Below are 26,094 nucleotides of genomic sequence, written 5' to 3'. Positions count from 1 at the left end.
GGAGCGAAGCGGGGGAAGCGAAGAACCCGGTGGGGTAATCATGCTCCGACCTCCCTTGCCTTGCGGGTCTTGGTGGTGACGCCGGGCAGCACCTGGGTGCCGACACCCTCGTCGGTGAACAGCTCGAGGAGCACGGCGTGCGGCTGTCGTCCGTCGACGACGGTGGCGCGCTGCACGCCGCCCTTGACCGCCTGCAGGCACGCGCCCATCTTCGGGATCATGCCGCTGGCGAGGGTCGGGAGGATCTCCTCGAGAGCCTCGGGCGCGATCTCGCCGATCACCTCCTCGGGATCGGGCCAGTCGAGGTAGAGGCCCTCGACGTCGGTGAGGACGAGCAGCTTCTCCGCACCGAGCGCGACCGCGAGCGACGCCGCCGCGGAGTCGGCGTTGACGTTGTGGACGATGCCGTCGGCGTCGGGGGCGACGCTGGAGACGACGGGGATCCGGCCGGCCTCGATCAGGTCGAGCACCGACTCGGGCCGCACCTGGGCCACCTCGCCGACGAGGCCGAGGTCGACCTCCTCGCCGTCGACGATCGTGTTGGTCGCCTCGGCCCTGAACAGCCCGGCGTCCTCACCGGACAGGCCGACGGCGAGCGGTCCGTGCTCGTTGATCAGCCCGACCAGCTCGCGCTGCACCTGTCCGACCAGCACCATCCGGACGACGTCCATCGCCTCGGGTGTCGTGACCCGCAACCCGCCGCGGAACTCGGACTGGATGCCGAGCCGGCCGAGCATCTGGGAGATCTGCGGACCTCCGCCGTGGACCACGACCGGCTTGAACCCGGCGAAACGGAGGAACGCGATGTCCTCCGCGAACGCTTTCTTGAGGTCGGGGTCGGTCATCGCGTTGCCGCCGTACTTCACCACCACGACCTTGCCGTGGTAGGCCTTCAGCCACGGCAGCGCCGCGGCCAGGGTGGCGGCCTTCTTGGGGTCGGGACTCCCTGGATGGTGCAGCGTCGTCTCGATCACGATCTCGTTGGCTGGGTCGTCGGTCATCTCGTGGGGCGCTTTCATGAGCTGTAGGCGCTGTTCTCGTGGACGTAGGCGTGGGTCAGGTCGTTGGTCCAGACCGTGGCCTCGGCGGCGCCGGCCTTGAGGTCGATGGTCACGGTGACCTGGCGGGGCTCGAGGTCGATGGTGGCGGGGTCCTCCCCCAGTCCGGAGCTGCGGCAGACCCAGACGTCGTTCATCGCGACGTCGAGATCGGCCGGGTCGAACGCGGCGTCCGTCGTACCGATCGATGCCAGCACCCGGCCCCAGTTGGGGTCGTTGCCGAAGATCGCAGCCTTGAAGAGGTTGCTCCGGGCCACGCTGCGGCTGACGGCGACCGCTTCGTCCTCGGTGGCTGCGTTGACGGTCGTGATCGCGATCTCGTGGTCGGCGCCCTCGGCGTCGGCGAGCAGCTGCATCGCGAGCGAGCTGCAGACCTCGGTGAGTGCTGCCGTGAACTCCGCGGCGTCCGGCGTGATGCCGCTGGCTCCGCTCGCCATCACCGTCACGGTGTCGTTGGTCGACATGCATCCGTCGGAGTCGAGCCGGTCGAAGCTCACCCGGGTCGCGGCCCGCAGCGCCGCGTCGAGCTCCTCGGCCGGCATCTCCGCATCGGTCGTGATGACCACCAGCATCGTGGCCAGCTGGGGCGCGAGCATGCCGGCGCCCTTGGCCATCCCGGCGATCGACCAGCCGGTCCGCTCGACCACGACCTGCTTGCTGACCGAGTCGGTGGTCATGATCGCGTGCGCCGCGTCGTCACCGCCGTCGGCCGACAGCGCGGCATGCACCGCGTCGACGCCGGCGAGCAGTGTCGGGCGGTCGTTGCGCAGCCCGATCAGGCCGGTCGAGCAGACGACCACGTCGACGGCGCCGATCCCGAGGTTCGAGGCGACCCGCTCGGCGACCTCGTGGGTGGTCTGGAAGCCCTCGGCGCCCGTGTAGCAGTTGGCGCCGCCGGAGTTGAGGACGACGGCCTTGACCACGCCGTCCTTGACGACCTGCTCGCTCCACAGCACCGGGTTGGCCTTGCAGCGGTTGGCGGTGAACACGCTGGCGGAGTCGAACCGCGGGCCCTGGTTGACCACCAGGGCGAGGTCCGGGTTGCCGTTGGCCTTCAGGCCGCAGTGGACGCCGGCGGCGACGAAGCCGGCAGGGGTGGTGACGCTCATGGTGGTGGGTTCCTTCGGGACGACGTGACTACGCGGGGACGGCAGGGGCGATCGCGTGTCCCGATCGTCGCCATGCCTCCTCGGCCTTGTCCGCGTCGTTCTTGGGCACCAGGATCCAGTCGGTGCCGAAGGTGGACAGGGCGAACACGCTCACGCCGGCGTCGGCGAGCGGCGCCAGCAGGGCGACCAGCACGCCGGTGACACCGGACGAGAGGTCGAAGTCGGCGGAGCCGGCCTCCGGCACCACCACGAACGCCGTGTAGGGCTTGTCGTGCCGGGCCTTGGCAGGGACGCTCCGGGCGGCGCAGACGATCGACGTCTCGGTGGCGGTCGCCGTCACCGAGAAGATCGACGAGGACTCGGCCCAGGTCGGGATCTCGGCACCCGGACCGAGCTGGACGACCGCGAGGGTCTCGGGGAAGCGGGACAGCGTGTAGGACGTCACGGGGCCAGTCCTACCGCAGAAAGGCCGGTGGTCTCGTCCCACCCGAGAGCGAGGTTGAGGCACTGCACGGCGGCACCGGCCGTGCCCTTCGCCAGGTTGTCGACCGCGCCGACGGCCACCAGCCGGCCGGCCGCCTCGTCGACGGTCACCTGCAGCTGCACGACATTGGACCCGACGACCGACTTGGTCTGCGGCCACTGGCCCGGCGGGAGCAGGTGAACGAACGGCTCGTCGGCGTACGCCTTGGCGTAGACGTCGTAGGCCTCGGTCGGCGTGAGCGGCCCGGCAAGGGGCGCGCTGCAGGTGGCGAGGATCCCCCGCGGCATCGGCACCAGCAGCGGCGTGAAGCTCACCCGGACGGGGACGTCCGTCAGGCTGCCGAGGTTCTGGGTGATCTCGGGGGTGTGCCGGTGCCCGCCGCCGACGCCGTACGCCGAGACGTTGCCCATGGTCTCGCTGCCGAGCAGGTGCGGCTTCGCCGCCTTGCCGGCGCCGCTGGTCCCCGAGGCGGCGACCACGACGACGTCGGGCACGACCAGGCCTGCGGCCACGGCCGGAGCGAGGGTGAGCGTCGAGACCGTCGGGTAGCAGCCCGGCACGGCGATCCGCGTGGCACCGGCGAGCAGCTCCCGCTGGCCGGGGAGCTCGGGCAGGCCGTAGGGCCAGGTGCCGGCGTGGGCGCTGCCGTAGAAGCGCTCCCAGTCGCCCGGTTCCCTGAGCCGGAAGTCGGCGCCGCAGTCGATGACGACCACGGTGTCGTCGAGGGCGCCGAGCTCCGAGGCGAGGGGGCCGGACTGTCCGTGCGGCAGTGCCAGGACGACGACGTCGTGGCCGGCCAGCGTCGCGAGGCTGGTCTCCTCGAGGACCCGGTCGGCCAAGGGCGTCAGGTGGGGCTGCAGCGAGCCGAGCGTCGCGCCCGCGTTGCTGCCCGCCGTGACGGCGCCGATCTCCACCTGGGGGTGACCCAGCAGGAGGCGCAGCACCTCCCCGCCGGCGTACCCGCTGGCGCCGGCGACCGCGACCTTGACCCGATTGACCCGTTCCACCTGCATGACTATACAGAGTTCCGTATGTTTGCTCACATCGGGGCTCACGACAATCCGTTCGCCACCGTCGGCGCGGCGCCGTAGCCTCGCTCCGCGTGACCCGACTCGACCACTCGGAGTACCTCGACCATATCCGCCGCGACTCCGCCCGGTTCCGTGAGGTGCTCGCCGCCTGCGACCCGGCAGCGCCGGTCCCCTCGTGCCCGGAATGGTCGGCCGCCGACCTGCTGTGGCACCTGACCACCGTCCAGCACTCCTGGTGGGCGGTGGTGGTCAACCGGCCGCAGTCCCGGGAGGAGATGGGCTACACCGAGCCCGATCGGCCGGAGGGCTACGACGCGTTGCTCGCCGCGTTCGACGACGCTCATGGCGCCTTCGCGGCGGCCCTGGAGGCCGCCGACCCGGCCGAGCCCGCGTGGTCCTGGTCGAGCGAGGCAGCCGACCAGACCGTGGCCTTCACCTACCGTCGCCAGGCCCACGAAGCCCTGATCCACCGCGTCGACGCCGAGCTCACCGCGGGCGCGCTCACCTCCCTCGACCCTGCGCTCGCCGCCGACGGCGTCGACGAGGCGCTCGACAAGATGTACGGCGCTCTGCCGTCGTGGGGCCGGTTCGAGCCCCAGCCCCGCTACATCGAGTTCAGGATCGCCGACTTCGGGACGTCGGTCTGGACCCAGCTCGGGACCTTCTCGGGCACCGCGCCCGATGGCGAGGAGTTCTCCGACGAGCAGGACATGCACGTCGTGGCGGACCCGGGCGTGCCGCCCGACGCGGTGGTCGCCGGCGACGCCGCGGTCCTCGACTCGTGGCTGTGGCACCGCGGCGACGAGGCCGGCATCGCGATCTCCGGCGACACCCGCGTCATCGAGCACGCGCGGGCGGTCCTCGGCAACCCGATCGCGTGAAGTCGCTACCGTCGCTTCCGTGATCCAGCGACTCGCGATGTTCCTCGGCTCTCGCAACGGTTCGGACCCGCGATTCGCGGACCGGGCGTACGACGTCGGCACGCAGCTTGCCGCGCGCGAGATCGAGCTCGTCTACGGCGGGGGTGGCGCCGGCCTGATGGGACGGGTGTCCCAGGGCGCGCTCGACGGTGGTGGCCGGGTCTACGGCGTGATCCCCCGGTTCATGGTCGAGCGGGAGTGGGGTCGGCTGCACCAGCCGGGCGTACAGATGCACGTCGTCGAGACCATGCATGAGCGCAAGGCGATGATGGCGGAGCGCGTCGACGCCTTCCTGACCCTGCCGGGCGGCCTCGGCACCCTGGAGGAGCTGTTCGAGGTCTGGACCTGGCAGACCCTGTCCCTGCACAGCAAGCCGGTCGGGTTGCTCAACATCGACGGCTTCTGGGACCCCCTGGTCGAGACCCTCGACCGCCTCGCCGACCACGCCTTCATGGATCGCAGCACGGTGGATGGGCTCGTTGTCGCGCCTGACCTCGACACCGCGCTCGAGGGTCTCGCTGCGCAGCTCGGCTAGCGGGTCCCCCACACCGGGACCCCGATGTCGCCGGGCGGCGGGTCCGGGACGATGACGGGGTTCTCGGGGTCGTCGAGCGGGATGTAGGCGAGGGACTCCTCCCCCTCCTCGTCGTATGACGTCACGCCGATGGCGTCCCCGTCCGGCGACCAGACCGGGTGGGCATAGCTCCCGTCGGCCACCAGCTCTGCGTCTTCGCCGTCAACATCCACCGTCCACACCGCGCCCTCCATCTCGGCGTCGGGCGAGACAAGGAAGATCAGTCGCTCCGCCGTCGGCGACCAGTCTGCGTGGGACAGGAACCCGTCGAGTTCGACGTCCATTTGCTCAATCCTGCTGCCGTCAGCGTCCGACTTCCAGAACGTCAACGGCGCTGACTCGACCTCCTCGATGGGGAAGACGAACTCGGTGTCGGAAATCCAGGTCGGCGAACCGTTCACATCGGGGTCTGGTACCACCTCGGTGAGTCCGCTGCCGTCGGCGTTGGCGACCCAGATGCCGTCGACCACCTTGTCGATGCCCGAGCAAACGACCGCGAAGCGGCTGCCGTCCGGACTCCATGCAGGCCGACCAGCGGTTCCGCAGTCGCCGTCAGCATCAAAGAGGTCCCGCTCCTCACCGGTCTCCAGGTCCACCGACCTCACGACGGAAGGAGGGGCACCCAACTGGTAGGTCATGGTGCGGCGGTCCGGCGAGATCGTCGGCAGCCGCGCGTCGACGCCGGCGGAGGTCATCGGCTCGGACTCCCCGGTGAGCGTGTCGACCTGGTAGATCCGCGAAATGTTGTCCACGACGTACGGGACCAGCATGGCGGACCGCGGCACCAACGCCTTCGCGGCCGATTCACCCGCGTCAGGGGCGTCGCTAGTCGGCTCGTCGGAGGCCGTCGGGTCGTCGGAACGCAGCAGGATGATCCCGGTCGCGATCAACCCGCCGAGGAGCAGGGCGACCAGGAGGATCAGCAGGTAGACGCCGGCCCGGCTCGACCGCTGCTCGGGGATCACCGGAGGGACCGGACCGGCGTAGGGGGCGGGCTGGGGGGCGGCGGTCGGAGGTGCGGGGGACGGCGCGGCTCCGGGCTGAGCCGCCGGCGGCGCCGCCGCGGCTGCTCCGTCGGGGAGCGCCTCGGTCGTCGGGCGCTCGGCAGTCGTGGGTCCGGTGGCGACCGGGTCGGGAGCCGGGGCGATCGGCGGGACCGGTCGGCTCGGGGCGGACATGGTGCCGGTGTCACCCAGGAACGTCCGCACCGTCGACTCGTCGACCTTGCCGAGCGCGAAGCCGAGGCTCGCGAGCGCCCAGCACGAGCGCGTCGGGTCGTCGGTGCCGCGGTCGCGGGCCAGGGCGGCGCCCGCCTCGCGGATGGCGGCCTGGGGCGCGGCTCCGTGGTCCATGACGTCGAGCACGCGGCGCAGTGCGCCCAGCCGCACCGCGTCGACCAGCAGGTTCAGCTCGCCGAGCGTCGCCTCGTCCTCGGCCAGGAAGTCGTCGAGGACCCCGCGGAACTCCTCGGCCTCGTCGACAACGCCGGCGCCACGGACGGACACCAGGTCGCGCAGGGAGTGGTGGAGCGCCATGGCGACATCCTGTCAGGCGCTGTGGGAGCCCGCAGCGGTCAGCGCTGAACCGCCCCGACCAGCTCGGCGGCCCGCGCCACCGCCGCGTCCCGTGCGGCGCTGGTCTCGGCCTCGGTGAGGGTGCGGTCGGGTGCGCGGAACCGGAGCGCGAACGCCAGTGACTTCCGGCCCTCGCCGATCTGCTCCCCGGTGTAGACGTCGAAGAGCCGCACCGACTCGAGCAGCTCCCCGGCGCCTGCCCGCAGGGCAGCCTCGACCGCGGTCGCTGGTATGTCGTCGGCGACCACGAGCGCGACGTCTTCCTTGGCCAGCGGGAACGAGGAGAACGACGGGCCCGGCACCACCACGGGCGCCTGCGCCATCAGCAGGTCGAGGTCGATCTCGAGGGCCGCGCTCCGCTGCGGCAGCCCGAACTGGGCACACACCCGGGGGTGCAGCTCACCGGCGTGCCCGAGCTCGAGCTCTCCGATCGCGAAGGCAGCGCAGCGGCCGGGGTGCCACGGCATCCGGTTGGCCCGTCCGACGTCGACGGTCACCCCGAGCTCGGCGGCGAGCCGTCGGACGAGCCCGACCGCGTCGGACCACTCCGCTGCGCGTCCCTGCCCCCACCAGCCCGCGCGCTCGCGCTCACCGGCCAGCACGACCGCCAGGTGCTGCGGCTGCCGGGGCAGCGCCTCGAACAGCTTCTGCAGGTCGGCGTCGTCCGGGCGTCGGTCGACTCCGTAGATCGGCGCCGGGCCACGGTCGACAGGAAACGCCACGGTGCCGGTCTCGAAGAGGGCGACGCCCGGAGCTCCCCGCCCGATGTTGCGCCCGGCGGCCTTCAGGACTCCGGGGAGGAGGGTCGTGGTGTAGGCAGGTTCCTCGGCCGAGAGTGGGTTGGCGAGCGGCACCGTCCTCCGGAGGACGTCGTCCGCGGGCAGGCCGAGAGCGTCGAAGGTGGCGTCGCCGACGAACGGGAAGCTGACCACCTCGACGCAGCCGGCACCGGCCAGCGTGCGCCCGATCCGCCGACGCAGCTTCTGGGGCCGGGTGAGCCCGCGGCCCGCGGCCTCCCGCGGCAGCACCGACGGCACCTGGTCGTAGCCGACGATCCGGACGACCTCCTCCACGAGGTCGAACGGGTCGGTGACGTCCGGACGCCACGGCGGCGGGGTCACGGTCACCCCTTCGGCGCCGTCTCCCTCGACGTCGACGGCCGCGCCGATGGCCAGCAGGTTGGCGACGACGGTGTCGGCGTCGATGTCGATGCCGCTGACACGGGCCGGCAGGTCGGCGCTCATCCCGATCGACGGCTGCTCCGGGGGCGTGCCGACGACGGTCACGCCGGGTTCCGCCGTACCACCGCCGAGCTGGACGAGCAGCTCCACGACCCGGTCGGCTGCGGCCTCGCAGATGGTGGGGTCGACACCGCGCTCGTTGCGCTTGCCGGCTTCGGAGGTGATCTTGTGGCGCTTGCCGGTCCGGAACATCGAGACCGCGTCCCAGTGCGCCGCCTCGATCAGCATGCTGGTGGTCGTCGCCGACATCTCGGTGGTCTCGCCGCCCATCACGCCACCCAGGCCGATGATCCCGGTGTCGTCGGTGACGACCAGGTCCTCGGGCGAGAGCACCCGCTCGGCGCTGTCGAGGGTCGTCATCCGCTCCCCCTCGACTGCGCGGCGCACCCTGATCGCGCCCCGCAGCTTGTCGAGGTCGTAGCCATGGATCGGTCGGCCGGTCTCGAGCATCACGTAGTTGGTGATGTCGACCGCCAGCGAGATCGGACGCATGCCGGTCTGGGTGATCCGCTCGACCATCCAGGCCGGGGTGGGTGCCGCCGGATCGAAGCCGATCACCGTGCGGGCGACGAAGACCGGACAGCCGACCGGGTCGTCCACGAGGACGGGGTAGCCGTCGGCGTTGGGCTCGGGGGTCTCGCGCAGCGCCGGGTCGCGGTACGGCGCGTCGAAGGCGAGCGCCGCCTCCCGTGCGATCCCCCGCAGCGAGAGGGCGTAGGCCCGGTCGGGGTTGATCTCGAACTCGATGACCTCCTCGCGGAGACCGAGGACGTCGAACGCGTCCTCTCCGGGCATCCCGACCTCGGCCGGCAGCACCATGATCCCTTCGTGGTCGTCGCCGAGGCCGAGCTCGCGGGCCGAGCAGATCATCCCGGCGGAGACGTGGCCGTAGGTCTTGCGTGCCGAGATCTCGAAGCCACCCGGAAGCACGCCGCCCGGCAGGACCACGACGACCAGGTCGCCCGGCTGGAAGTTGTGCGCACCGCACACGATGCCCTGCGGCTCACCCGTTCCGTTGGCGGCACCGACGTCGACGGTGCACCAGTTGATGGTCTTGCCGTTCTTCTGAGGCTCGGCAGCCATGGTCAGGACCCGGCCGATGACGAGCGGGCCGGTGATGCCCTCGGCGGCGCTGTGGATCGCCTCCAGCTTGAGGCCGAGGTCGGTCAACCGGTCGGTGATCTGCTCGGTGGTGGCGTCGGGCGGGAGGTCGACGTACTCCTTGATCCAGGAGAGCGGTGCCTTCACTGGGTCAGAGCTCCGTTCCGAACGCGGTGGTGAACCGGACGTCGCCCTCGAAGAGCGTGCGCAGGTCCGCGAGACCGTGCCGGAACATCAGGGTCCGGTCGATGCCCATGCCGAAGGCGAAGCCCGTGTAGCGCTCGGCGTCGACTCCGCAGGCGGTGAGGACCCGTGGGTTGACCACGCCGCACCCTCCCCACTCGATCCAGCCCTCGCCCTTGCACGTGCGGCACGAGGACGAGTCGACTCCCCTGCAGACGAAGCACTTGAGGTCGACCTCGGCCGAGGGCTCGGTGAACGGGAAGTACGACGGCCGGAACCGCGTCGTCACGCCGTCGCCGAACATCTGGGTCGCGAAGTGGTCGAGCGTCCCCTTCAGGTGCGCCATCGTGATGCCCTCGTCGACGGCCAGGCCCTCGACCTGGTGGAACATCGGGCTGTGCGTTGCGTCGAACTCGTCGGTGCGGAACACCCGGCCGGGAGCCACGACGTAGATCGGCGGCTGCTGGGAGAGCATGGTGCGTGCCTGCACGGGCGAGGTCTGGGTGCGCAGCACGACCCCGGTGCCGGCTCCGTGCACGTCGTGCGCACTGCCGGTGGCGGCGGTGCCCGAGATCCCCTCCGGGGCGGTCCAGAACGTGTCCTGCATCGTGCGGGCGGGGTGGTCGGCGCCCAGGTTGAGTGCGTCGAAGTTGAGCCACTCGGCCTCGATGACGGGACCTTCGGCGACCTCCCAGCCCATCGCCACGAAGATGTCCGCGATCAGCTCGGCGCCCGTGGTGATCGGATGCCGACCGCCGGCCGGTAGCCGGTCGGTCGGGAGGGTCACGTCGACGCTTTCCTCGACCAGGATCCGCGCCTCGTGCTCGGCCTCGAGCACCTCCTGCCGCGCGGCGAGTGCCTGGTTGACCTCACCTCGCGCCCGGCCGACCCGTTGGCCGGCCTCCTTGCGCGCCTGCGGCGGCAGTGCACCGATCTCCCGGTTGGCCAGTGCGAGTGGCGAGCGGTCGCCCGCGTGCTCGGACCGGACCCGCTTCAGCTCCTCCAGGTCGGCCGCAGCCGCGATCGCGGCCAGGGCGGCGTCGCGCGCCGCATCGACCTCTTCCGGTTGCACGGCGGCAACCTCCACGGGGTCGTAGTCGGTATTGGGTCCGGACACGGGCGTCAGTCTAGGAAGCGCTGCTCCCCGGCGGCGAACGGGTTAGGCGTTGGCCCCCGTCCGGTGCCGTCGCGAGCGGCGTTTCCGGCCGATCTGGCAAGGCGGCGGAGCGCTGGCATGCTGGGCGCACGTCGAGCGACGCCAACACAGCCAGATCGAGTCGGAAATGTCGCGTAGCAGGTACCGGACGGGGGGCAACGCCCTATCCCGCGTGGACGGGCCAGGTGACGGTGACAGACGCGCCCCCGCCCGGTCGGTCGTCGATCATGACGGTGCCGCCGTGGGCCCGGACCAGGCCGTTGACGATGTAGAGGCCGAGCCCGGAGCCGCCTCCCGAGCTCGCCGTCCAGAACTTCGTGAACACCCGCTGCCGCAGCTTCTCCGGGATGCCCTCCCCCTCGTCGACCACCGAGATCGCGACGAACGACGGGTCGGCCGGGTCGGGTGCGACGGTGACCGCGACGTCGCCCTCGCCGTGACGGACGGCGTTCTCCACCAGGTTGGTGACGACCTGGGAGACCTTGTCGGGGTCCGCGGCCACCTTGGGTACCTCGTGGACCTCGAGGTCGATCCGCCGCGACGTGGCCTGCTGGACGGACGCGACGACTCGCTCGCACAGCACCACGACGTCGCAGGGTCGCGTGTGCATCTGGAGCCGCCCCGTGTCGATCCGCGCCACGTCGAGCAGCTCCGCGATCAGCCGGCTGAGCCGGTCGGCGTCGGCGGCGACGGTGTTGAGCATCAGCTTCTTCTGCTCGTCGTTCAGCTTGTCCCAGCGGTTGAGGAGCGCGTGGACGAAGCCGCGGACGCCGGTGAGCGGTGAGCGGAGCTCGTGGGCGACGGTGGCGACCAGGTCCGACCGTTCCCGGTCGAGCCGGGCCCGGCCGCGCCCGGAGCGGAGACTGACGGCGACGGTCTCCACCGGGCCACCACGCTCCTTGCGGTGCAGCCGCGCCGCGACCAGGACCTCGGTGCCGTCGGGCAGCAGCCAGGACTGCTCGGGCACGGCGGTCCGGCTCGGCAGTCCCGCGTAAGGGGCGTTGCTCTCCACCCAGCCGTTGCCGTCGTGGTCGCTGAGCGCCAGCACCGCCATCAGCGGCATCCCGGTCAGGTCCTCGGTGATGCCGAGCATCCTCCGCGCCACGGTGTTCGTGACCAGCACCCTGCCGTCGGGACCCGCAAGCACGACGCCGTCGGGCAGCGCGTCGAGGGCGTCGTGCGGCATGCGCTCGATGCTAGTGGCCTTGGTTGCGCAGGGACCGCGCGCTGGCGTAGAGGCACAGCGCCGCGGCGGTCGCGAGGTTGAGGCTCTCGGCCCGACCGTGGATCGGGATCCGCACCCGGTGGTCGGCCAGCTCAGCGAGCTCGGCCGGCAGCCCCCACGCCTCGTTGCCGAACAGCCAGGCGACCCGCTGGTTGAGCAGGTCGTCGGCCTCGAACAGATCGACCTCTCCCCCACCGTCCGCAGCGAGCACGACCCAGCCGTTGGCCTGGGCGTTGCGGATCAGCCCCTCCGGATCGGAGTCGATCGCAAACGGCACATGAAAGAGACTGCCGACGCTCGCGCGCACCGTCTTGGGGTTGTACGGGTCGACCGATTGACCCGCGAACACCACCGCGTGGGCTCCTGCGGCGTCGGCAGTTCGGAGGACCGTGCCAGCGTTCCCGGGGTCACGGATGTCGGCGCAGATGACCAGCATCCCGTTCGCGTCGAGCATGTCGTCGACGGCCTGATCGAAGTGGCGGACGACCGCGACCAAGCCGGCAGGGTTGACGGCGTCGGAGAGGGAGGCGAGCGCCCGGTCGTCGACCAGGGTGGCGTCGGCACCCGCCAGGAGTGCGGCGTGCTGCTCCGCCGCCGAGGGCGTCGCGAAGACCTCGACGACGCGGTCCGGCACCTCCAGGGCACCCTCGACGGCCTTCGGGCCGTCGGCAAGAAACAGCCGCCGCTCGGTTCGCACCGAGCGGCGGCTCAATTTCCGGGCCTCCTTCACGCGGGCGTTGCCCACGGTGAGAGGGGTCATGCGAGGCTCAGGCCGAGGCCTGCGCCGGGGCGTTGACGTCCTCGGGAAGGGCGGCCTTGGCCTGGGCCACGATCGCCGAGAACGCGGCCGGGTCGTTGACGGCGAGGTCCGCGAGGATCTTGCGGTCGACCTCGATGCCGGCCAGGTTGAGGCCCTGGATGAACCGGTTGTAGGTCATCCCCTCGGCGCGGGCGGCCGCGTTGATCCGCTGGATCCACAGGCGCCGGAAGTTGCCCTTGTTCTTCTTCCGGTCGTTGTAGCTGTAGACCAGCGAGTGGGTGACCTGCTCCTTGGCCTTGCGGTAGAGCCGCGAGCGCTGGCCGCGGTAGCCGCTGGCGCGCTCGAGGGTCGTCCGGCGCTTCTTCGCCGCGTTCACTGCGCGCTTGACGCGTGCCATCTTCTACTCCTTGTTTCGGTGCTCAGTCGTTGCGTGGGCCGGTCAGAGACCGAGCATCTTCTTCGCGCGCGGGACGTCGTTCTTGGCGACCTCGGTGGTGCCGGTCATGCGGCGGGTCACCTTGGAGGACTTCTTCTCCAGGTTGTGGCGCTTGCCGGCCTTCTCCCGCAGGATCTTGCCGCTGCCGGTGACCCGGAACCGCTTGCTGGCACCGGAGTGCGTCTTGTTCTTCGGCATCTCTTCGCTCTCTTCTTCTTCTCAGACGTCCATGTCGGGGTCGAGCGCCTCGTTGGCCCGCTTGGGCTTCCGGTGCGTCGCCGGCTGGTGGGAGACGCGCTCTGCGTGCTCGGCGGCCTTCTCGGCGTCGCGCTCGGCGGCGGCCTCCTGCTTGGCGGCCTTCACCTCGGCCTTCGCCTCGGCCTTCTTCTTGTTCGGGCCCAGGACCATGATCATGTTGCGGCCGTCCTGCTTGGGCGACGACTCCACGAAGCCCAGCTCCTCGACGTCTTCCGCGAGCTTCTGCAGCAGCCGGAACCCGAGCTCGGGGCGGTGCTGCTCGCGGCCGCGGAACATGATCGTGATCTTGACCTTGTCGCCCGCCTTGAGGAACCGCACGACGTGACCCTTCTTGGTCTCGTAGTCGTGCTGGTCGATCTTCGGCCGGAGCTTCATCTCCTTGATGATGACGTTGGTCTGGTTCCGTCGCGCCTCACGGGCCTTCTGGGCGTTCTCGTACTTGAACTTCCCGTAGTCCATGAGCTTGCAGACGGGCGGCTTGCCCATCGGAGCGATCTCGACGAGATCCAGGTCGGCCTCCTGGGCCAGCTTGAGTGCCTGGTCGGTCGGGACGATCCCGACGGTCTCGCCGTTGGGTCCCACGAGTCGGACCTCGGGTACCCGGATCCGCTCGTTGATACGCAGCTCAGTGCTGATGTGTCCTCCAGTGTTGTTGGTCTAGGGAGCGATACCGCCTCGAAAAGCAAGAACGGCTCCCGCTCGTCCAAGCGGAAGCCAGTCGCAACCCCGTCGCCCGCACGCTCACGCGCCCGACCGGGTCTCACGGACCGGACCCGACGACCTCTTGCCGAGAAGTTCAGCTCGGCGGGCGGTCGATGCGGGTGGGAGACGATGATGCTGCTGGTCCCCGCTTGTAGATCTGCCATCCCGGTTCCACTGCGGAGTCGGGGTGACGGATCGGTCAACGCAGGATGTTACCCGAGTTGTTCCCCGGCGGGCGAATCCCGGGATCGGCCAGCGCCCACGCCCAGCCATCGTCGGGCAGCCGCACCGGGCGTCCTCCGGTCGCGAGGCGACGCAGGTCCTCACCGGCGACCGTGAGTGCGTGCTCCCTCCCGACGTCCACCACCAGCGCGTCGGCGCCTTCCTGCACCGCCGTCGCGGCGGCGAGGGCAGCCGCGACCGGCACTGGGCGGGCGTCCGGGTCCCAGGTCCGCATCGAGTCGGCGCCGGAGAACGCGAGCAGCGCCTGCCGTCCGTCGGGCGCCGTCAGCAGGACCGTCGCCATGTCACTGGACTTGTCGTGCGCCAGCCCCGCGGCGTCGTGCTCCACCTCGCCGATCAGAGCGACCACGGGGACGAGTAGCCGGGCACCGGCCAGCGCCGCCAGCACCTCGGGATACTCCGCGGAACCGTCGGCGTACGCGCGGAGCGAGGCCCGCAGAGCGGGGTCGGCCGAGCCGTCGTCGTCGACGTACGGCGAGCCCTGGATGAGCCGCTGCTTCGGGTGCCGGTCGGTCACGCTGCCCATCGTCCCACCGGTCGCGTCGGGTCCCCGCATCCACGTCACCTGCGTGCAACGATGCGCAGATGCCGTCCGACTCCATCGCGCGCAACCGGCTGGCGGCACGGCTCGACGCGGCGGTGCGTGACCACGACGCACCGCTGCCGACGCCGGTGTTCGTCGTCGACCTCGACGCCTTCGACGCGAACGCGGCGGACCTCGTCGAGCGGGCGGCCGGCAAGCCGGTCAGGGTCGCGTCGAAGTCGCTGCGGGTCCCGGCGCTGATCCGGCGCGCGCTGTCGCACCAGGGCTTCCGCGGGATCCTCGCCTACACCCTCGCCGAAGCTCTCTGGCTCGAGGAGAAGGTCCTCGGCGACGACGGCGACATCGTGGTGGCCTACCCGACCGTCGACCGGGCCGCACTGGCATCGTTGGTCGCGTCCCCACGCGCCGCGTCGCGGATCACGCTGATGATCGACGACGTCGCGCACCTCGACGCCGTCGACGCCGTCCGCGCGTCGACCGCGGTGCCGGTGCGGGTCGCCATCGACATCGACGCCGGACTGATCGTCGGTGGCCGGCACGTGGGTCCCAAGCGGTCACCCTTGTACGACGCACCGGACGTGGTCGCGCTCGCTCGCACGGTGATCGACCGGCCGGGCTTCCAGCTCGCGGGCGTGATGACCTACGAGGGACAGGTCGCCGGAGTGCCGGACGCGGTGCCGCACCAGCGCGCGCGGTCGCTCGTCGTACGACGTCTCAAGGACGCCTCCGTCTCCCAGCTGCGGGCGCGCCGCGCCGCCATCGCCGATGCGCTGCGCGAGGTCACCGAGGTGGGGTTCTGGAACGCCGGCGGCTCGGGCTCGCTCGAGACGTCGACCGCCGACCCCGTGGTCACGGAGCTCTCCGCGGGCTCCGGACTGCTGGTCCCGGCGCTCTTCGACCACTACCAGGCCTTCGACCCGCGGCCCGCGGCGTTCTTCGGGCTCCCGGTGACCCGCCGTCCGTCACCCGAGATCGCCACCGTGCACGGCGGTGGCTTCATCGCGAGCGGCACCGCCGCGAACGACCGGCTGCCGGTGCCGTGGGCGCCGGCCGGCCTCCACCTCACCGGCGTCGAAGGTGCCGGCGAGGTGCAGACGCCGCTCACCGGCCACCCGGCGGCGCTGCTGCAGATCGGCGACCTGGTGTGGTTCCGCCCCGCCAAGTCGGGCGAGCCGTTCGAGCACGCGACGACCGCGCACCTGGTCTCCGGGGATCACATCGTCGACAGCGTGCCGACCTACCGTGGCCACGGCCTTGCTTTCTGAGGAGCCGGCGGCTCCGGGCTCGCCGCAGGAGACGGCGCGGCTGGTCCTCGACCTCGCCCTGGCGCGCCGCCCCACTCTCGGCGACACCCGCCTGGTGTCCATCGACGGTCCGGCCGGGTCGGGCAAGACCACGCTGGCGGCCGGCGTCGCCGCGCTCGATCCGGGTGCGCGGGTCATCCACATGGACGACCTGTACGACGGCTGGGCCGGCCTCGACGACGTCGCCCGCCAGCTCAGCACCCTGGTCCGCCCGCTGATCGTGGGGAAGCCGGGGTTCTACCGGCGCTACGACTGGCATCGAGGGGAGTTCGTCGAGACCGTCGACGTCGAGCCCCCGCCCCTCCTCGTCCTCGAGGGCGTGGGCTCCGGACGGGCCGAGCTCGGCACGCTGATCACCGTCCTGGTCTGGGTCTCCGCACCCCGGGAGCTCCGCCGTCGACGCGGCCTCGAGCGCGACGGGGAGGAGCTGGCCCCGCAGTGGGACGGGTGGATGCGGCAGGAGGACGCCCACTTCGCGACCCAACGCACGGCGGAGCGGGCCGACATCGTCGTCGACGGCACCGGCTCCGGCCCGGCCGAGCTGGTCAGGCGCGATTGAGCAGCGTCTTGAGCTCGGCGACAGCGGTCCGGGCGCGGACGCCGTCGGAGCCGTGGATGCCCATCACCGAGATCGTCGTGCCGTCGTCGAGGTCCATCGTCGGCCACGGCGCCCCGGGCGGCATGTGGACGGAGACGACCTGCGCCCACTCCAGGTGCCGCTTGCGGTAGCCGTTGACGACCTCCAGGCCGGTCTCGTCGGCGACGACCCGGGAGCGGGCCAGGCCGTTGAGGAGCAGCAGCCCCAGCCCGATGAAGAAGATGACGGTGGCGCGCTGCAGCGGGCTGACGGCGTCCTTCGTCTCCTGGGGGAAGCTGATCCAGAGCCCGGCGAACGTCAGCACCAGCACGACGCCGAACACGAGTGCCGCGATCCGCGGGCCCCTCGGTCGCCAGGTCCTGGGCAGCGCGGCACTGTCGGGGCTGTCGGGGTTGTCGGGGCTGGTCACAGGCGACAGGCGTGGATGTCGGTGAGCAGGATCGCGCGGGCGCCGAGGTCGTACAGCTCGTCCATCAGTCGCTGTGAGCCCGCGCGCGGCACCATCGCCCGGACCGCGACCCAGCCCTCGCGGCGCAGCGGCGAGATGGTCGGACCCTCGAGACCGGGAGTCAGCGCGACCGCGTCGGACACCCTCGTCTCCTCGATGTCGTAGTCCATCATCACGTAGCCGCGGGCGACGAGGACGCCCTCGACCCGGCGCTTGAACACCTCGAACGCCACCGAGCCGTTGCCGGCGCGGGTGATGAGGACGGCCTCGGACTCGAGGATCGGCTCGCCGAAAACCTCCAGGCCCGCGCGGCGCAGCGTGCTTCCGGTCTCGACCACGTCGGCGATGACGTCGGCGACTCCGAGCTGGATGCTGGTCTCGACCGCGCCGTCCAGGCGGACGACGTGCGCCTCGATCCCGTGGGAAGCGAGGAAGGTCTGGACGATCCCGGTGTACGACGTGGCGATCCGCTTGCCGGCGAGCTGCGCGAGGTCGTCGTACTCCCCCTGGGGTCCGGCGAACCGGAAGGTGCTGCGGCCGAACTCCAGCGGCATGACCTCCTCGGCCTTGGCGCCGGAGTCGTGCAGCAGGTCGCGGCCGGTGATGCCGACGTCGAGAGTGCCCTCACCGACGTACAGCGCGATGTCGCGCGGCCGCAGGTAGAAGAACTCGACGTCGTTGTCGACGTCGATGAGCCGGAGCTCCTTGGCGTCCGTGCGCTGCCGGTAGCCCGACTCCTTGAGAATGTCGATGGCGGCGGCGGTGAGCGCTCCCTTGTTGGGGATCGCGATCTTGAGGCGGGTCATGGTGGTCCTAGAGGTGTGCGTAGACGTCGGAGGGCTCGAGGCCGAGGGCGAGCATCAGGACCTGGGCGTGGTAGATCAGCTGGCTGATCTCCTCGGCGGCCCGGTCCTTGCTCTCATGCTCGGCGGCCATCCAGGACTCGGCTGCCTCCTCGACCAGCTTCTTGCCGATCTGGTGCACGCCGGCGTCGAGAGCCGCGACCGTACCGGAACCGGCGGGCCGGGTCTGCGCCTTCTCGCTCAGCTCGGCCCAGAGCTCGTCGAACGTCTTCACGAGCGTCAAGGCTACGGGGTGTGGCGCTTGACCTTGCGCAGGGTCTGCGCGGTGAGCAGCGCCGCGGTCGTCGCCTCGTAGCCCTTGTCCTCCTGCGAACCCTCGAGCCCGGCCCGGTCCAGCGCCTGCTGCTCGTCGTCGCAGGTGAGCACCCCGAAGCCGATCGCGACCTGGTGGTCGAGCGCGACCCGGGTCAGTCCGTCGGTCGCGGCGGTGCACACGTAGTCGAAGTGCGGGGTGCCACCCCGGATGACTACTCCGAGCGCGATCACGGCGTCGTACTGCTGGGAGGCGAGCGCCGCGGCGACCACGGGCAGCTCGAACGTGCCCGGAACCCGGACGACGACCGGCGCCTCGACCTGGTGGTCCTTGAACGCCCGCTCGGCACCCGCGAGCAGCCCGTCCATCACCTCGGTGTGCCAGCTTGCCGCGACCACCGCGACGCGCAGGTCGTGGCAGTCGGTGGGGCGGGGGTCGGGGGCTCCGTGTCCGGCCATCTCAGATCGCTCCTGCACTCAGGTCGCCCGGGGTGCCGCGTCCGTCGAGGGGCAGCTCCAGGTCGGGGAGGTGGTGGCCCATCCGGTCCCGCTTGGTCAGCAGGTAGGCCAGGTTGTGGTCGTTGGGGTGCGGTGTCAGGGGCACCCGCTCGGTGACCTTGATGCCGTAGTCCTCGAGGTTGCTGACCTTGTCGGGGTTGTTCGTCAGCAGCCGCACCTCGCCGATGCCGAGGTCGCGGAGGATCTGCGTCGCGGCGCCGTAGTGCCGCGCGTCGGCCGGCAGCCCGAGATCGAGGTTGGCGTCCACGGTGTCGCGGCCGCCGTCCTGGAGCTGGTAGGCCTGCAGCTTGGCCACCAGGCCGATGCCGCGACCCTCGTGGCCTCGGAGGTAGACGACGACGCCGCGGCCCTCGGCAACGATGCGGTCCATCGCCTCGTTGAGCTGGGGACCGCAGTCACAACGACTGCTCCCGAACACGTCACCGGTGAGGCACTCCGAGTGCACCCGGGTGAGGACCGGCACGCCGTCGCTCAGGGTGGCCGGGTCGCCGTACACCAGGGCGACGTGCTCGCTGCCGTCGACCGTGATCGTGTAGCCGTACGCCGTGAAGTCGCCGTGGCTGGTGGGGAGCCGGGTCTCGGCCTCGCGGATGACGTGGATCTCGGTGCGCCGGCGGTACTTGACCAGCTCCTCGATCGAGATCATCGCCAGGTCGTGCTCGTCGGCGAACGCCCGCAGCTCGGCCCCTCGCTTCATGGTGCCGTCGTCGTTGACGACCTCGACCAGCACACCTGCCGGGGTGAGCCCGGCCAGCCTGGCCAGGTCGACGGCGGCCTCGGTGTGGCCGCGCCGCGCCAGGACGCCGCCCTCGCGGTAGCGCAGGGGGAAGACGTGACCCGGGCGGGTGATCTCCCACGGCTCGGTGGCCGAGTCCGCGAGGACTCGTGCGGTGTGCGCGCGGTCGGCGGCGGAGATGCCGGTGGAGACGCCGTCGCGGGCGTCGACCGAGATCGTGTACGCCGTCCGCATCCTGTCCTTGTTGTGCGGCGTCATCAGTGGGATCTCGAGCCGGTCGAGCATGGCTCCCGGCATCGGCACGCAGATCACGCCGCTGCTGTGGCGGATCGTGAACGCCATCAGCTCGGGCGTCGCCTTGGCCGCGGCGAAGATGAGGTCGCCCTCGTTCTCGCGGTCCTCGTCGTCGACCACGACGACGGCCTTGCCGGCCGCGATGTCGGCGATCGCGCGCTCCACCGGGTCGAGGCGCACCTTGCTGGTGGGGCCAGTGGGGTCACTCATGTCTTGATCAGCCTTTCGACGTGCTTGGCGATGATGTCCGCCTCGAGGTTCACCGGGTCACCCGGTTGCTTGAAGCCGAGCGTCGTGCGGGCGAGCGTCTCGGGGATCAGCGAGACGACGAAGCTCTCGTCCTTGAGCTCGGCGACGGTCAGGGAGATCCCGTCCACGGTGATCGACCCGTGCAGCACGACGTACCGCTGGATCTGCTCGGGCAGTGCGATCTCGACCAGCTCCCAGTGCTCTCCCGGGGAGCGGCCGAGGATCGTGCCCGTGGTGTCGACGTGGCCCTGGACGATGTGGCCGCCGAGCCGGGTCTGCGGTGTGCAGGCGCGCTCGAGGTTGACCCGGTGGCCGACAGTGAGCGCGCCGAGAGAGGTCTTGTCCAGCGTCATCTTCATGACGTCGGCGGTGAAGGTCCCGTCCCCGAGGGCGGCGACGGTCAGGCAGCAGCCGTTGACCGCGATCGAGTCGCCGAGCGCGGCGTCGGTGGTGGCGACGCTGCCCTCGACCGTCAGCCGGACCGCGTCCGCCTGCTCCTCGAGCACGGCGACGGTGCCGAGCTCCTCGACGATGCCGGTGAACATCAACCGTCTCCTTTCGCCGGCTGCAGCTTCAACCGGACGTTGGCCTCGGTGCCCTCACCGACGACGGTGACGTCGGTGATCTCGAGCCGGAGCGCGTCGCTGATCGTGGGGATGCCTAGGTCGCCGACCGCGGCGGTGCCGGAGCCGAGCAGCATCGGAGCGACGTAGGTGACGACCTCGTCGACGACGCCCGCGCTGAGGAAGGCTGCCGCCAGGGTCGGGCCGCCCTCGAAGAACACGTGGTGGCGGCCGTGCTCGCGGTAGAGGCTGGTCAGCGCCTCGAGCGGGTCACGGGTGCGCAGGTGCAGGGTCTCGGCCGCGGTGTCGAACACCCGGCGGTCGGGGTCGAGGTCCCGCTCCCCCATCACGACGCGGAGCGGCTGGTGGGCCAGCGGCCGGTCGTCAGGGCCACGGACCGTGAGCTGCGGGTCGTCGACCTCGACGGTGTTGGTGCCGACGAGCATGGTGTCGCAGAGCGCCCGGAGCAGGTGGGTGTCCCTTCGCGCGGCAGGCGACGAGACCCAGCGGGAGGTGCCGTCGGCCGCGGCGCTCCGGCCGTCGAGCGTGGTGGCGAACTTCCAGGTGACGTAGGGCCGGGCGTGCTCGTGCGCGAAGGTGAAGGCCGGGTTGAGCGCGCGCGCTTCGTCGGCCATCAGTCCGTGGCCGACCTCGACGCCGGCGGCTGCCAGCGTGTCCAGGCCGCCCTCGGCGATCGGGTTGGCGTCGCGCTGCGCGACCACGACCTTCGCGACGCCGGCCTCGATCAGCGCCTCGGAGCACGGCCCGGTCCGGCCGGTGTGGTTGCACGGCTCGAGGGTCACCACGGCGGTGGCGCCACGGGCGAGGTCCCCGGCCACCTTGAGGGCCTCGATCTCGGCGTGCGGGTTGCCGGCACCGTGGTGGTAGCCCTCGCCCACGATGGTCCCGTCCGGCGCGAGGAGGACGCAGCCCACCCGCGGGTTCGGTCCCAGCGGGACACCCGGCGACGCGGCGAGCTGCAGCGCGCGCAGCATCGCGTCGTGCTCCGAAGCGTTGGTCTCCGCCACGCCTGTGACCCCTTCCCCTGTCCGTACCGTCCTGTGCTCGGACTCCGGGGATTCAGGGGGCGGGAGACGCCGTGGCAGCACCACCGACGTCTTCCACTCGTGCGTGCACTTCCCATCCGGACTTTGACCGTCGGTCCAGGAGTTTCACCTGGTCAACCGATCACTGGCTGTGATCGGGTCGCGGACTTTCACCGCCGGCTCGGAGTTTCACCGACCCCAGAGCACGCGAGCTCTTGTGGTGTCAATGGTGGCACAGGGCGGGGGTATTCCCGCAATGTGGTGCTCGTCTCGGACACCCGAAGCTGCCGATCGGGCCATCGCCATCTCCTGCCGCCCCTACTGTGTCGCCATGCCCCGCGTCGGACACGTGCTCGCATCGCTCATGGCCGTCCTGCTGCTGTCCGGGTGCAACGACACCGACACTCCGGACGGGGCCGGGTCGGACCCCTCGTCGACGAGCCCGAGCGGGACGCCCGAGCAGGAGTCGTCCCCCGACACCGTCGAGGACCCGGTCAGCGTCACGCTCTACGACGCGGACTTCTCGGTGAGCGTCGCCGGCGACCTCACCGTCGTGGAGACGCTGACGCTCGACGTGCCCGTGGACGACCGGCACGGGATCTTCCGCACGTTCGACACCGGCACGGAGGTCGAGGACTTCACTGCCACCCTCGACGGCGGACGGACGCCCGTCGCCGACAGCGTCGAGGGCGATGACCGGGTCTTCAGGATCGGCGATCCCGACCGGACGCTGTCGGTCGGCGAGCACGTGGTGCGGATGGAGTACGGCGTCGCGGACGTCCTGGAGTCCGAGCGCGGCACCCTCGTGCGGCTGTTCGACTGGCAGCTGATCCCGAGCGAGTGGGACCTGGACATCGAGGCATCCGACCTGACCGTCCGGCTGCCGGCTGCGGCGAGCCAGGCGGAGTGCCTCGTCGGCGAGGACGAGTCGTGCGACGTCGGCGGCGTCGGCACGACGACGCTGGTGGTCACGACCGCAGCGCTGGCCGACCACACCCCCGTGCGCGTCCGGGTGCTCCTGCCTCCCGGCTGAGGCACGCGACGTCAGTCGTCGGCAGCGTCGGTCGCCTTCTCCCTCAGGGCGGCGACCATCGCGTCCGGGTCGTCGGCGGAGAACACGGCGCTGCCGGCGACGAACACGTCCGCGCCTGCCTCGGCACAGCGCTCGATGGTCTCCAGCGAGACCCCGCCGTCGACCTGGAGCCAGGTCTCGATGCCGTGCTTGTCCATCATCGACCGCGCGCGCCGGATCTTGGGCAGGCACAGGTCGAGGAACCTCTGGCCGCCGAAGCCGGGCTCGACGGTCATGATCAGCAGCATGTCGAGCTCGGGCAGGAGGTCCTCGTAGGGCTCGATCGGCGTCGCCGGCTTCAGCGCCATCGACGCCCGGGCGCCGGCGGCGCGGATCTCCCGCGCCAGCCTGACCGGGGCCCTGGCGGCCTCGACATGGAACGTCACGGAGCCGCAGCCGGCCTCGACGTACGCCGGCGCGTTGCGGTCGGCGTCCGCGATCATCAGGTGCGCGTCCAGCGGCGTGTCGGTCGAGCGGGCGAGCGACTCCACCATGGTCGGCCCGAACGTCAGGTTGGGGACGAAGTGGTTGTCCATGACGTCGACATGGATCCAGTCCGCGCTCGGGATCCGGGCGACTTCCTCACCCAGCCGGGCGAAGTCGGCGTTGAGGATCGACGGCGTGATCTGGATGTGCCCCACGGGCGGAGCCTAGTCGCCCTGGTCGGGCTCCGGCGCACCCGCGCTGCATGCTGGGTTACGACAGCGCCACGCCGAACGCGGCGAGTTCGGCGGCGCAGAAGTCGTCGGTGCGCCCCGTCGACTCGCGGAGAAGGGTGAACGTCTCCTCGCCAGTTTCCTTGTCGACCGAAAGGTGGAACCGGATCTGACCTGGGTCGCGTGCGATCGCCTTCCCGTCAGGTCCGTAGAGGGTCGCGTTGCCGGTGGCGAGCGCGTCGATCTCGAACGTCGACTCCGTCTCGACGACGAACGAGTCCTTGTCGACTACGTTCGCGGTGAACCGGGTCTCTACGCCGGTCGGGGCGATGTGGACCTCGTCGATCTTGACCTTGGAATGGAAGTAGTCGAGGGGACCCTTCCCGCCGGACTTGAACCCCTCCCACCCCTGGGCCGTCCCGACGACCCTCACGTCGAGGCCCTCGACGCCGCACCAATCCTCGCTGACATCATCGAACTCGTCGACGAAGGATTCGCTCCATGAAGGGTCGGCAGCAACGGGAACTGCGCTAAGAACTGCAACGGTGGCAGCCGCCCCCATAACGGTCAGGACTCGGGTGATCCGAACACGATGCATGACATCCCCTTTTTGGGCGGCGCGATGCCCGAGAGCCATTCCGAGCGTAGGTCTGCGTAAAGACCGTGGCAACGCCGACCATGACCTGATCTGGATCCGCCCCACGGGCGGTGCCTAGTCGCCCTGGTCGGGCTCCGGCGCACCCGCGCCGTCGTCGCGATCGGCCCACTCGAGCAGGGGCGCGATGTCGAAGACGTGGTCGTCGATGTCGTGGTGCAGGTCCCCGAGCTCGGCGAACCGGGCCGGCACGGTGTGGATGGTGAAGTCGCGCGGGTCGGCGTCGTCGATCTCGTCCCACCGGACCGGGGTGGAGACCCGGGCGTCGGGCAGGCCACGCAGCGAGTAGGCCGCAGCGATCGTGTGGTCGCGGGCGTTCTGGTTGTAGTCGACGAAGACGTGCTCCGGGTCGCGGTCCTTCTTCCACCACTCGGTCGTCACCAGGTCGGGGGCACGACGCTCGACCTCGCGGGCGAACGCGAGCGCGGCCCGGCGGACGACCTTGTGGTCACCGTCCGGACGGATCCGGACGTAGACGTGCAGGCCCTTGCTGCCGCTCGTCTTCGGGAAGCCGACCGCGCCCAGCTCGTCGAGCACCTCGTGAGCGACGTGGGCGACCTTGCGGACCGTGTCGTACGTCGACTCCGGGCCCGGGTCGAGGTCGATCCGCCACTCGTCGGGCTGCTCGGTCTGGCCGCGTCGGCTGTTCCAGGGGTGGAACTCGACCGTGGACATCTGGACCGCCCAGATGACGGCGCCGAGCTCGGTCACGCAAAGCTCGTCGGCGGTGCGCCCCCAGCGCGGGAAGTAGAGCTGCACCGTCTCCACCCACGGTGGAGCACCGGCGGGAAGCCGCTTCTGGTGCACCTTGTCGCCCGCGAGGCCCTTCGGGAACCGGTGCAGCATGCACGGCCGCTCCCACAGGGCGTTGACGATGCCGGGGCCGACGGCGAGGTAGTACTCGACCACGTCGAGCTTGGTCGCGCCCGCCTGCCCTGATCTCTGAGGAGGGAAGTAGACCCGGTCCGGGTTGGTCACCTTGACGACCCGGTTGTCGACCTCGATCTCCACCGACGGGCTCGCCATGGGAGGGAGCCTAGGGCGCGTCGCCTCACTTGGCGCCGTAGCGAGCGGCGTTTCCGGCCGATCTGGCAAGGCGGCGGAGCGCTGGCATGCTGGGCGCACGTCGAGCGACGCCAACGCAGCCAGATCGAGCCGGACACGTCGCGCAGCAGGCGCGAAGTGAGGCGACGCGCCCTGACGGCGGGGGCGGACGGTCAGCGCCAGCCGAGCCCGGGTGCCACCTCGGTCAGGATCGACTCGAGGACGTGGGCGTTGTAGTCGACGCCCAGCTGGTTGGGAACGGTCAGCAGCAGGGTGTCGGCCGCCGCGATCGCCTCGTCACCGCGCAGCTGCTCGACCAGGACGTCGGGCTCGGCGGCGTACGACCGGCCGAAGACCGCCCGCATGCTGTCGATGTAGCCCACCTGGTCCGACGAGCTGCGGTCCGCGCCGAAGTAGGCGCGGTCGAGGTCGTTGGTCAGCGCGAAGATGCTGCGGCTGACGGACACGCGCGGTTCGCGGTCGTGCCCGGCCGCGCGCCATGCGTCTCGGAAGGACTCGATCTGCTTGCGCTGCTGCACGTGGAAGGGCTCCCCGGACTCGTCCTCCTTGAGGGTCGAGCTCATCAGGTTCATGCCGAGCTCCCCGGCCCAGCGAGCTGTCGAGTCCGATGCGGCGCCCCACCAGATCCGCTCGCGGAGACCCTCGGAGTGGGGCTCGACCCGGAGCAGGCCCGGCGGGTTGGGGAACATCGGGTGCGGGCTGGGCTCGGCGAAACCGTCGCCCTTGAGGACGTCCAGCAGGACCTGGGTGTGCCGCCGGGCCATGTCGGCGTCCGTCTCCCCCTCGGCTGGAGCGAAGCCGAAGTAGCGCCAGCCCTCCACCACCTGCTCCGGTGAGCCGCGGCTGATGCCGAGCTGCAGCCGACCGCCTGCGATCAGGTCGGCGGCCCCCGCGTCCTCCGCCATGTACAGCGGGTTCTCGTAGCGCATGTCGATCACGCCGGTGCCGATCTCGATCCGGCTGGTGCGGGCACCGACCGCGGCGAGGAGCGGGAACGGGCTCGCGAGCTGGCGGGCGAAGTGGTGCACCCGGAAGTAGGCGCCGTCGGCTCCCAGCTCCTCGGCGGCGACGGCGAGGTCGATGGACTGCTGGAGCACGTCGGCCGCCGAGCGCGCCTGCGAGGCCGGGCTGGGCGTCCAGTGCCCGAAGGAGAGGAAACCGATGTTCTTCACGTC

29 protein-coding genes and 1 riboswitch are annotated in these 26,094 nt (G+C 71.0%); of the genes, 5 read left to right on the top strand and 24 right to left on the bottom strand.

The genetic code is table 11. From position 1 onward, the window contains the following. Window positions 1–38: 38 nt before the first annotated feature. From argB to argC, 4 genes are read right to left on the bottom strand one after another with little or no spacing between them, the layout of a single operon-like run. Window positions 39–1,001 (bottom strand): acetylglutamate kinase, encoded by a 963-nt coding sequence (gene argB / locus SHK19_RS10705; protein ID WP_322457012.1) that lies wholly within the window; start codon window positions 999–1,001, stop codon window positions 39–41. Between the two features lie 14 nt (window positions 1,002–1,015). Further along, window positions 1,016–2,167, bottom strand: a complete 1,152-nt coding sequence (gene argJ, locus SHK19_RS10700; protein WP_322938633.1) for a bifunctional glutamate N-acetyltransferase/amino-acid acetyltransferase ArgJ — start codon at window positions 2,165–2,167, stop codon at window positions 1,016–1,018. 28 nt (window positions 2,168–2,195) lie between these two features. After that, window positions 2,196–2,612 (bottom strand): ACT domain-containing protein, encoded by a 417-nt coding sequence (locus SHK19_RS10695; protein ID WP_322457014.1) that lies wholly within the window; start codon window positions 2,610–2,612, stop codon window positions 2,196–2,198. Beyond that, window positions 2,609–3,658: an N-acetyl-gamma-glutamyl-phosphate reductase gene (gene argC / locus SHK19_RS10690; protein WP_405030474.1), complete on the bottom strand. Its 1,050-nt coding sequence runs from the start codon at window positions 3,656–3,658 to the stop codon at window positions 2,609–2,611. Before argC ends, SHK19_RS10695 begins: the two co-directional genes overlap by 4 nt. 95 nt (window positions 3,659–3,753) lie before the next feature. Here argC and SHK19_RS10685 point away from each other — a divergent pair, with 95 nt between their 5' ends. Further along, window positions 3,754–4,563, top strand: coding sequence for a maleylpyruvate isomerase N-terminal domain-containing protein (locus SHK19_RS10685; protein ID WP_322457016.1), 810 nt, complete (start codon window positions 3,754–3,756; stop codon window positions 4,561–4,563). A 19-nt stretch (window positions 4,564–4,582) separates the two neighbouring features. Then, entirely contained in the window at window positions 4,583–5,137 is a 555-nt protein-coding gene (locus tag SHK19_RS10680) for an LOG family protein (RefSeq protein ID WP_322938631.1), read from the top strand. Here SHK19_RS10680 and SHK19_RS10675 read toward each other — a convergent pair. The 9 genes from SHK19_RS10675 to SHK19_RS10635 all read right to left on the bottom strand — a co-directional run bounded on the left by SHK19_RS10675 (window position 5,134) and on the right by SHK19_RS10635 (window position 14,611). Then, window positions 5,134–6,711, bottom strand: a complete 1,578-nt coding sequence (locus tag SHK19_RS10675) for a TolB family protein (RefSeq protein ID WP_322938630.1) — start codon at window positions 6,709–6,711, stop codon at window positions 5,134–5,136. The two genes, SHK19_RS10680 and SHK19_RS10675, sit on opposite strands and share 4 nt — an antisense overlap. Before the next feature lie 38 nt (window positions 6,712–6,749). Next, window positions 6,750–9,239: a phenylalanine--tRNA ligase subunit beta gene (pheT, locus tag SHK19_RS10670; RefSeq protein ID WP_322938629.1), complete on the bottom strand. Its 2,490-nt coding sequence runs from the start codon at window positions 9,237–9,239 to the stop codon at window positions 6,750–6,752. Window positions 9,240–9,243: 4 nt separating this feature from the next. Next, window positions 9,244–10,392, bottom strand: coding sequence for a phenylalanine--tRNA ligase subunit alpha (pheS, locus tag SHK19_RS10665; protein ID WP_322938628.1), 1,149 nt, complete (start codon window positions 10,390–10,392; stop codon window positions 9,244–9,246). A 202-nt stretch (window positions 10,393–10,594) separates the two neighbouring features. Next, window positions 10,595–11,617, bottom strand: a complete 1,023-nt coding sequence (locus tag SHK19_RS10660) for a sensor histidine kinase (protein ID WP_322938627.1) — start codon at window positions 11,615–11,617, stop codon at window positions 10,595–10,597. A gap of 10 nt (window positions 11,618–11,627) precedes the next feature. Then, on the bottom strand, window positions 11,628–12,416 hold the full coding sequence (locus SHK19_RS10655; protein WP_322457022.1) for a TrmH family RNA methyltransferase: 789 nt from the start codon (window positions 12,414–12,416) through the stop codon (window positions 11,628–11,630). Window positions 12,417–12,423: 7 nt separating this feature from the next. Then, window positions 12,424–12,813 (bottom strand): 50S ribosomal protein L20, encoded by a 390-nt coding sequence (rplT, locus tag SHK19_RS10650; protein ID WP_149752161.1) that lies wholly within the window; start codon window positions 12,811–12,813, stop codon window positions 12,424–12,426. A gap of 42 nt (window positions 12,814–12,855) precedes the next feature. Beyond that, entirely contained in the window at window positions 12,856–13,050 is a 195-nt protein-coding gene (gene rpmI, locus SHK19_RS10645) for a 50S ribosomal protein L35 (RefSeq protein WP_240252130.1), read from the bottom strand. A gap of 21 nt (window positions 13,051–13,071) precedes the next feature. Continuing rightward, complete coding sequence (infC, locus tag SHK19_RS10640) at window positions 13,072–13,692, bottom strand: translation initiation factor IF-3 (RefSeq protein ID WP_405030473.1); 621 nt, start codon at window positions 13,690–13,692, stop codon at window positions 13,072–13,074. Window positions 13,693–14,011: 319 nt separating this feature from the next. Continuing rightward, window positions 14,012–14,611 (bottom strand): SseB family protein, encoded by a 600-nt coding sequence (locus tag SHK19_RS10635; RefSeq protein WP_322938626.1) that lies wholly within the window; start codon window positions 14,609–14,611, stop codon window positions 14,012–14,014. 29 nt (window positions 14,612–14,640) lie between these two features. Here SHK19_RS10635 and SHK19_RS10630 point away from each other — a divergent pair, with 29 nt between their 5' ends. Both SHK19_RS10630 and SHK19_RS10625 read left to right on the top strand, forming a co-directional pair. Next, window positions 14,641–15,864, top strand: a complete 1,224-nt coding sequence (locus tag SHK19_RS10630) for an alanine racemase (RefSeq protein ID WP_322938625.1) — start codon at window positions 14,641–14,643, stop codon at window positions 15,862–15,864. Beyond that, window positions 15,854–16,462, top strand: coding sequence for a nucleoside/nucleotide kinase family protein (locus SHK19_RS10625; protein ID WP_322457025.1), 609 nt, complete (start codon window positions 15,854–15,856; stop codon window positions 16,460–16,462). Before SHK19_RS10630 ends, SHK19_RS10625 begins: the two co-directional genes overlap by 11 nt. Here SHK19_RS10625 and SHK19_RS10620 read toward each other — a convergent pair. The 7 genes from SHK19_RS10620 to ribD are packed head-to-tail and all read right to left on the bottom strand — an operon-like array spanning window position 16,449 to window position 21,420. Beyond that, the gene (locus SHK19_RS10620; protein ID WP_322938624.1) at window positions 16,449–16,910 is read right to left on the bottom strand and encodes a PH domain-containing protein; all 462 of its coding nucleotides are present in this window, start codon (window positions 16,908–16,910) and stop codon (window positions 16,449–16,451) included. The two genes, SHK19_RS10625 and SHK19_RS10620, sit on opposite strands and share 14 nt — an antisense overlap. Next, window positions 16,907–17,755 (bottom strand): ATP phosphoribosyltransferase, encoded by an 849-nt coding sequence (hisG, locus tag SHK19_RS10615; protein WP_322457027.1) that lies wholly within the window; start codon window positions 17,753–17,755, stop codon window positions 16,907–16,909. The genes SHK19_RS10620 and hisG overlap by 4 nt, the downstream gene beginning before the upstream one ends. A 7-nt stretch (window positions 17,756–17,762) precedes the next feature. Further along, window positions 17,763–18,026 carry a phosphoribosyl-ATP diphosphatase gene (locus tag SHK19_RS10610; RefSeq protein WP_322457028.1) on the bottom strand — a complete coding sequence of 88 codons (264 nt, stop codon included), beginning with the start codon at window positions 18,024–18,026 and terminating at the stop codon, window positions 17,763–17,765. A gap of 11 nt (window positions 18,027–18,037) precedes the next feature. Next, window positions 18,038–18,523, bottom strand: coding sequence for a 6,7-dimethyl-8-ribityllumazine synthase (gene ribH / locus SHK19_RS10605; protein ID WP_322457029.1), 486 nt, complete (start codon window positions 18,521–18,523; stop codon window positions 18,038–18,040). A 1-nt stretch (window position 18,524) separates the two neighbouring features. Beyond that, window positions 18,525–19,823, bottom strand: coding sequence for a bifunctional 3,4-dihydroxy-2-butanone-4-phosphate synthase/GTP cyclohydrolase II (locus SHK19_RS10600; protein ID WP_322938623.1), 1,299 nt, complete (start codon window positions 19,821–19,823; stop codon window positions 18,525–18,527). After that, complete coding sequence (locus tag SHK19_RS10595; protein ID WP_322457031.1) at window positions 19,820–20,407, bottom strand: riboflavin synthase; 588 nt, start codon at window positions 20,405–20,407, stop codon at window positions 19,820–19,822. Before SHK19_RS10595 ends, SHK19_RS10600 begins: the two co-directional genes overlap by 4 nt. Beyond that, complete coding sequence (ribD, locus tag SHK19_RS10590; protein ID WP_322938688.1) at window positions 20,407–21,420, bottom strand: bifunctional diaminohydroxyphosphoribosylaminopyrimidine deaminase/5-amino-6-(5-phosphoribosylamino)uracil reductase RibD; 1,014 nt, start codon at window positions 21,418–21,420, stop codon at window positions 20,407–20,409. The genes SHK19_RS10595 and ribD overlap by 1 nt, the downstream gene beginning before the upstream one ends. 132 nt (window positions 21,421–21,552) lie before the next feature. Then, window positions 21,553–21,682: riboswitch (FMN riboswitch) on the bottom strand. 120 nt (window positions 21,683–21,802) lie between these two features. Between ribD and SHK19_RS10585 the strand changes: the two genes are divergently transcribed. Further along, the gene (locus SHK19_RS10585) at window positions 21,803–22,504 is read left to right on the top strand and encodes a DUF2207 domain-containing protein (protein WP_322457032.1); all 702 of its coding nucleotides are present in this window, start codon (window positions 21,803–21,805) and stop codon (window positions 22,502–22,504) included. Window positions 22,505–22,515: 11 nt separating this feature from the next. Here SHK19_RS10585 and rpe read toward each other — a convergent pair whose 3' ends face one another. The 4 genes from rpe to SHK19_RS10565 form a co-directional block, all read right to left on the bottom strand. Next, window positions 22,516–23,184 carry a ribulose-phosphate 3-epimerase gene (gene rpe / locus SHK19_RS10580; protein WP_322938622.1) on the bottom strand — a complete coding sequence of 223 codons (669 nt, stop codon included), beginning with the start codon at window positions 23,182–23,184 and terminating at the stop codon, window positions 22,516–22,518. A gap of 55 nt (window positions 23,185–23,239) precedes the next feature. After that, on the bottom strand, window positions 23,240–23,836 hold the full coding sequence (locus SHK19_RS10575; protein ID WP_322457034.1) for a hypothetical protein: 597 nt from the start codon (window positions 23,834–23,836) through the stop codon (window positions 23,240–23,242). A 75-nt stretch (window positions 23,837–23,911) separates the two neighbouring features. Next, window positions 23,912–24,880, bottom strand: coding sequence for a non-homologous end-joining DNA ligase (gene ligD / locus SHK19_RS10570; protein ID WP_322938621.1), 969 nt, complete (start codon window positions 24,878–24,880; stop codon window positions 23,912–23,914). Window positions 24,881–25,071: 191 nt separating this feature from the next. Next, a complete protein-coding gene (locus SHK19_RS10565) occupies window positions 25,072–26,091 on the bottom strand; it encodes an LLM class flavin-dependent oxidoreductase (protein ID WP_322938620.1) in 1,020 nt (339 codons plus the stop codon). Window positions 26,092–26,094: the final 3 nt, after the last annotated feature.

The sequence above is a fragment of the Nocardioides bizhenqiangii genome, from assembly GCF_034661235.1.
Lineage (GTDB): Bacteria > Actinomycetota > Actinomycetes > Propionibacteriales > Nocardioidaceae > Nocardioides > Nocardioides bizhenqiangii.
This window is presented reverse-complemented; position numbering and strand designations above follow the sequence as displayed.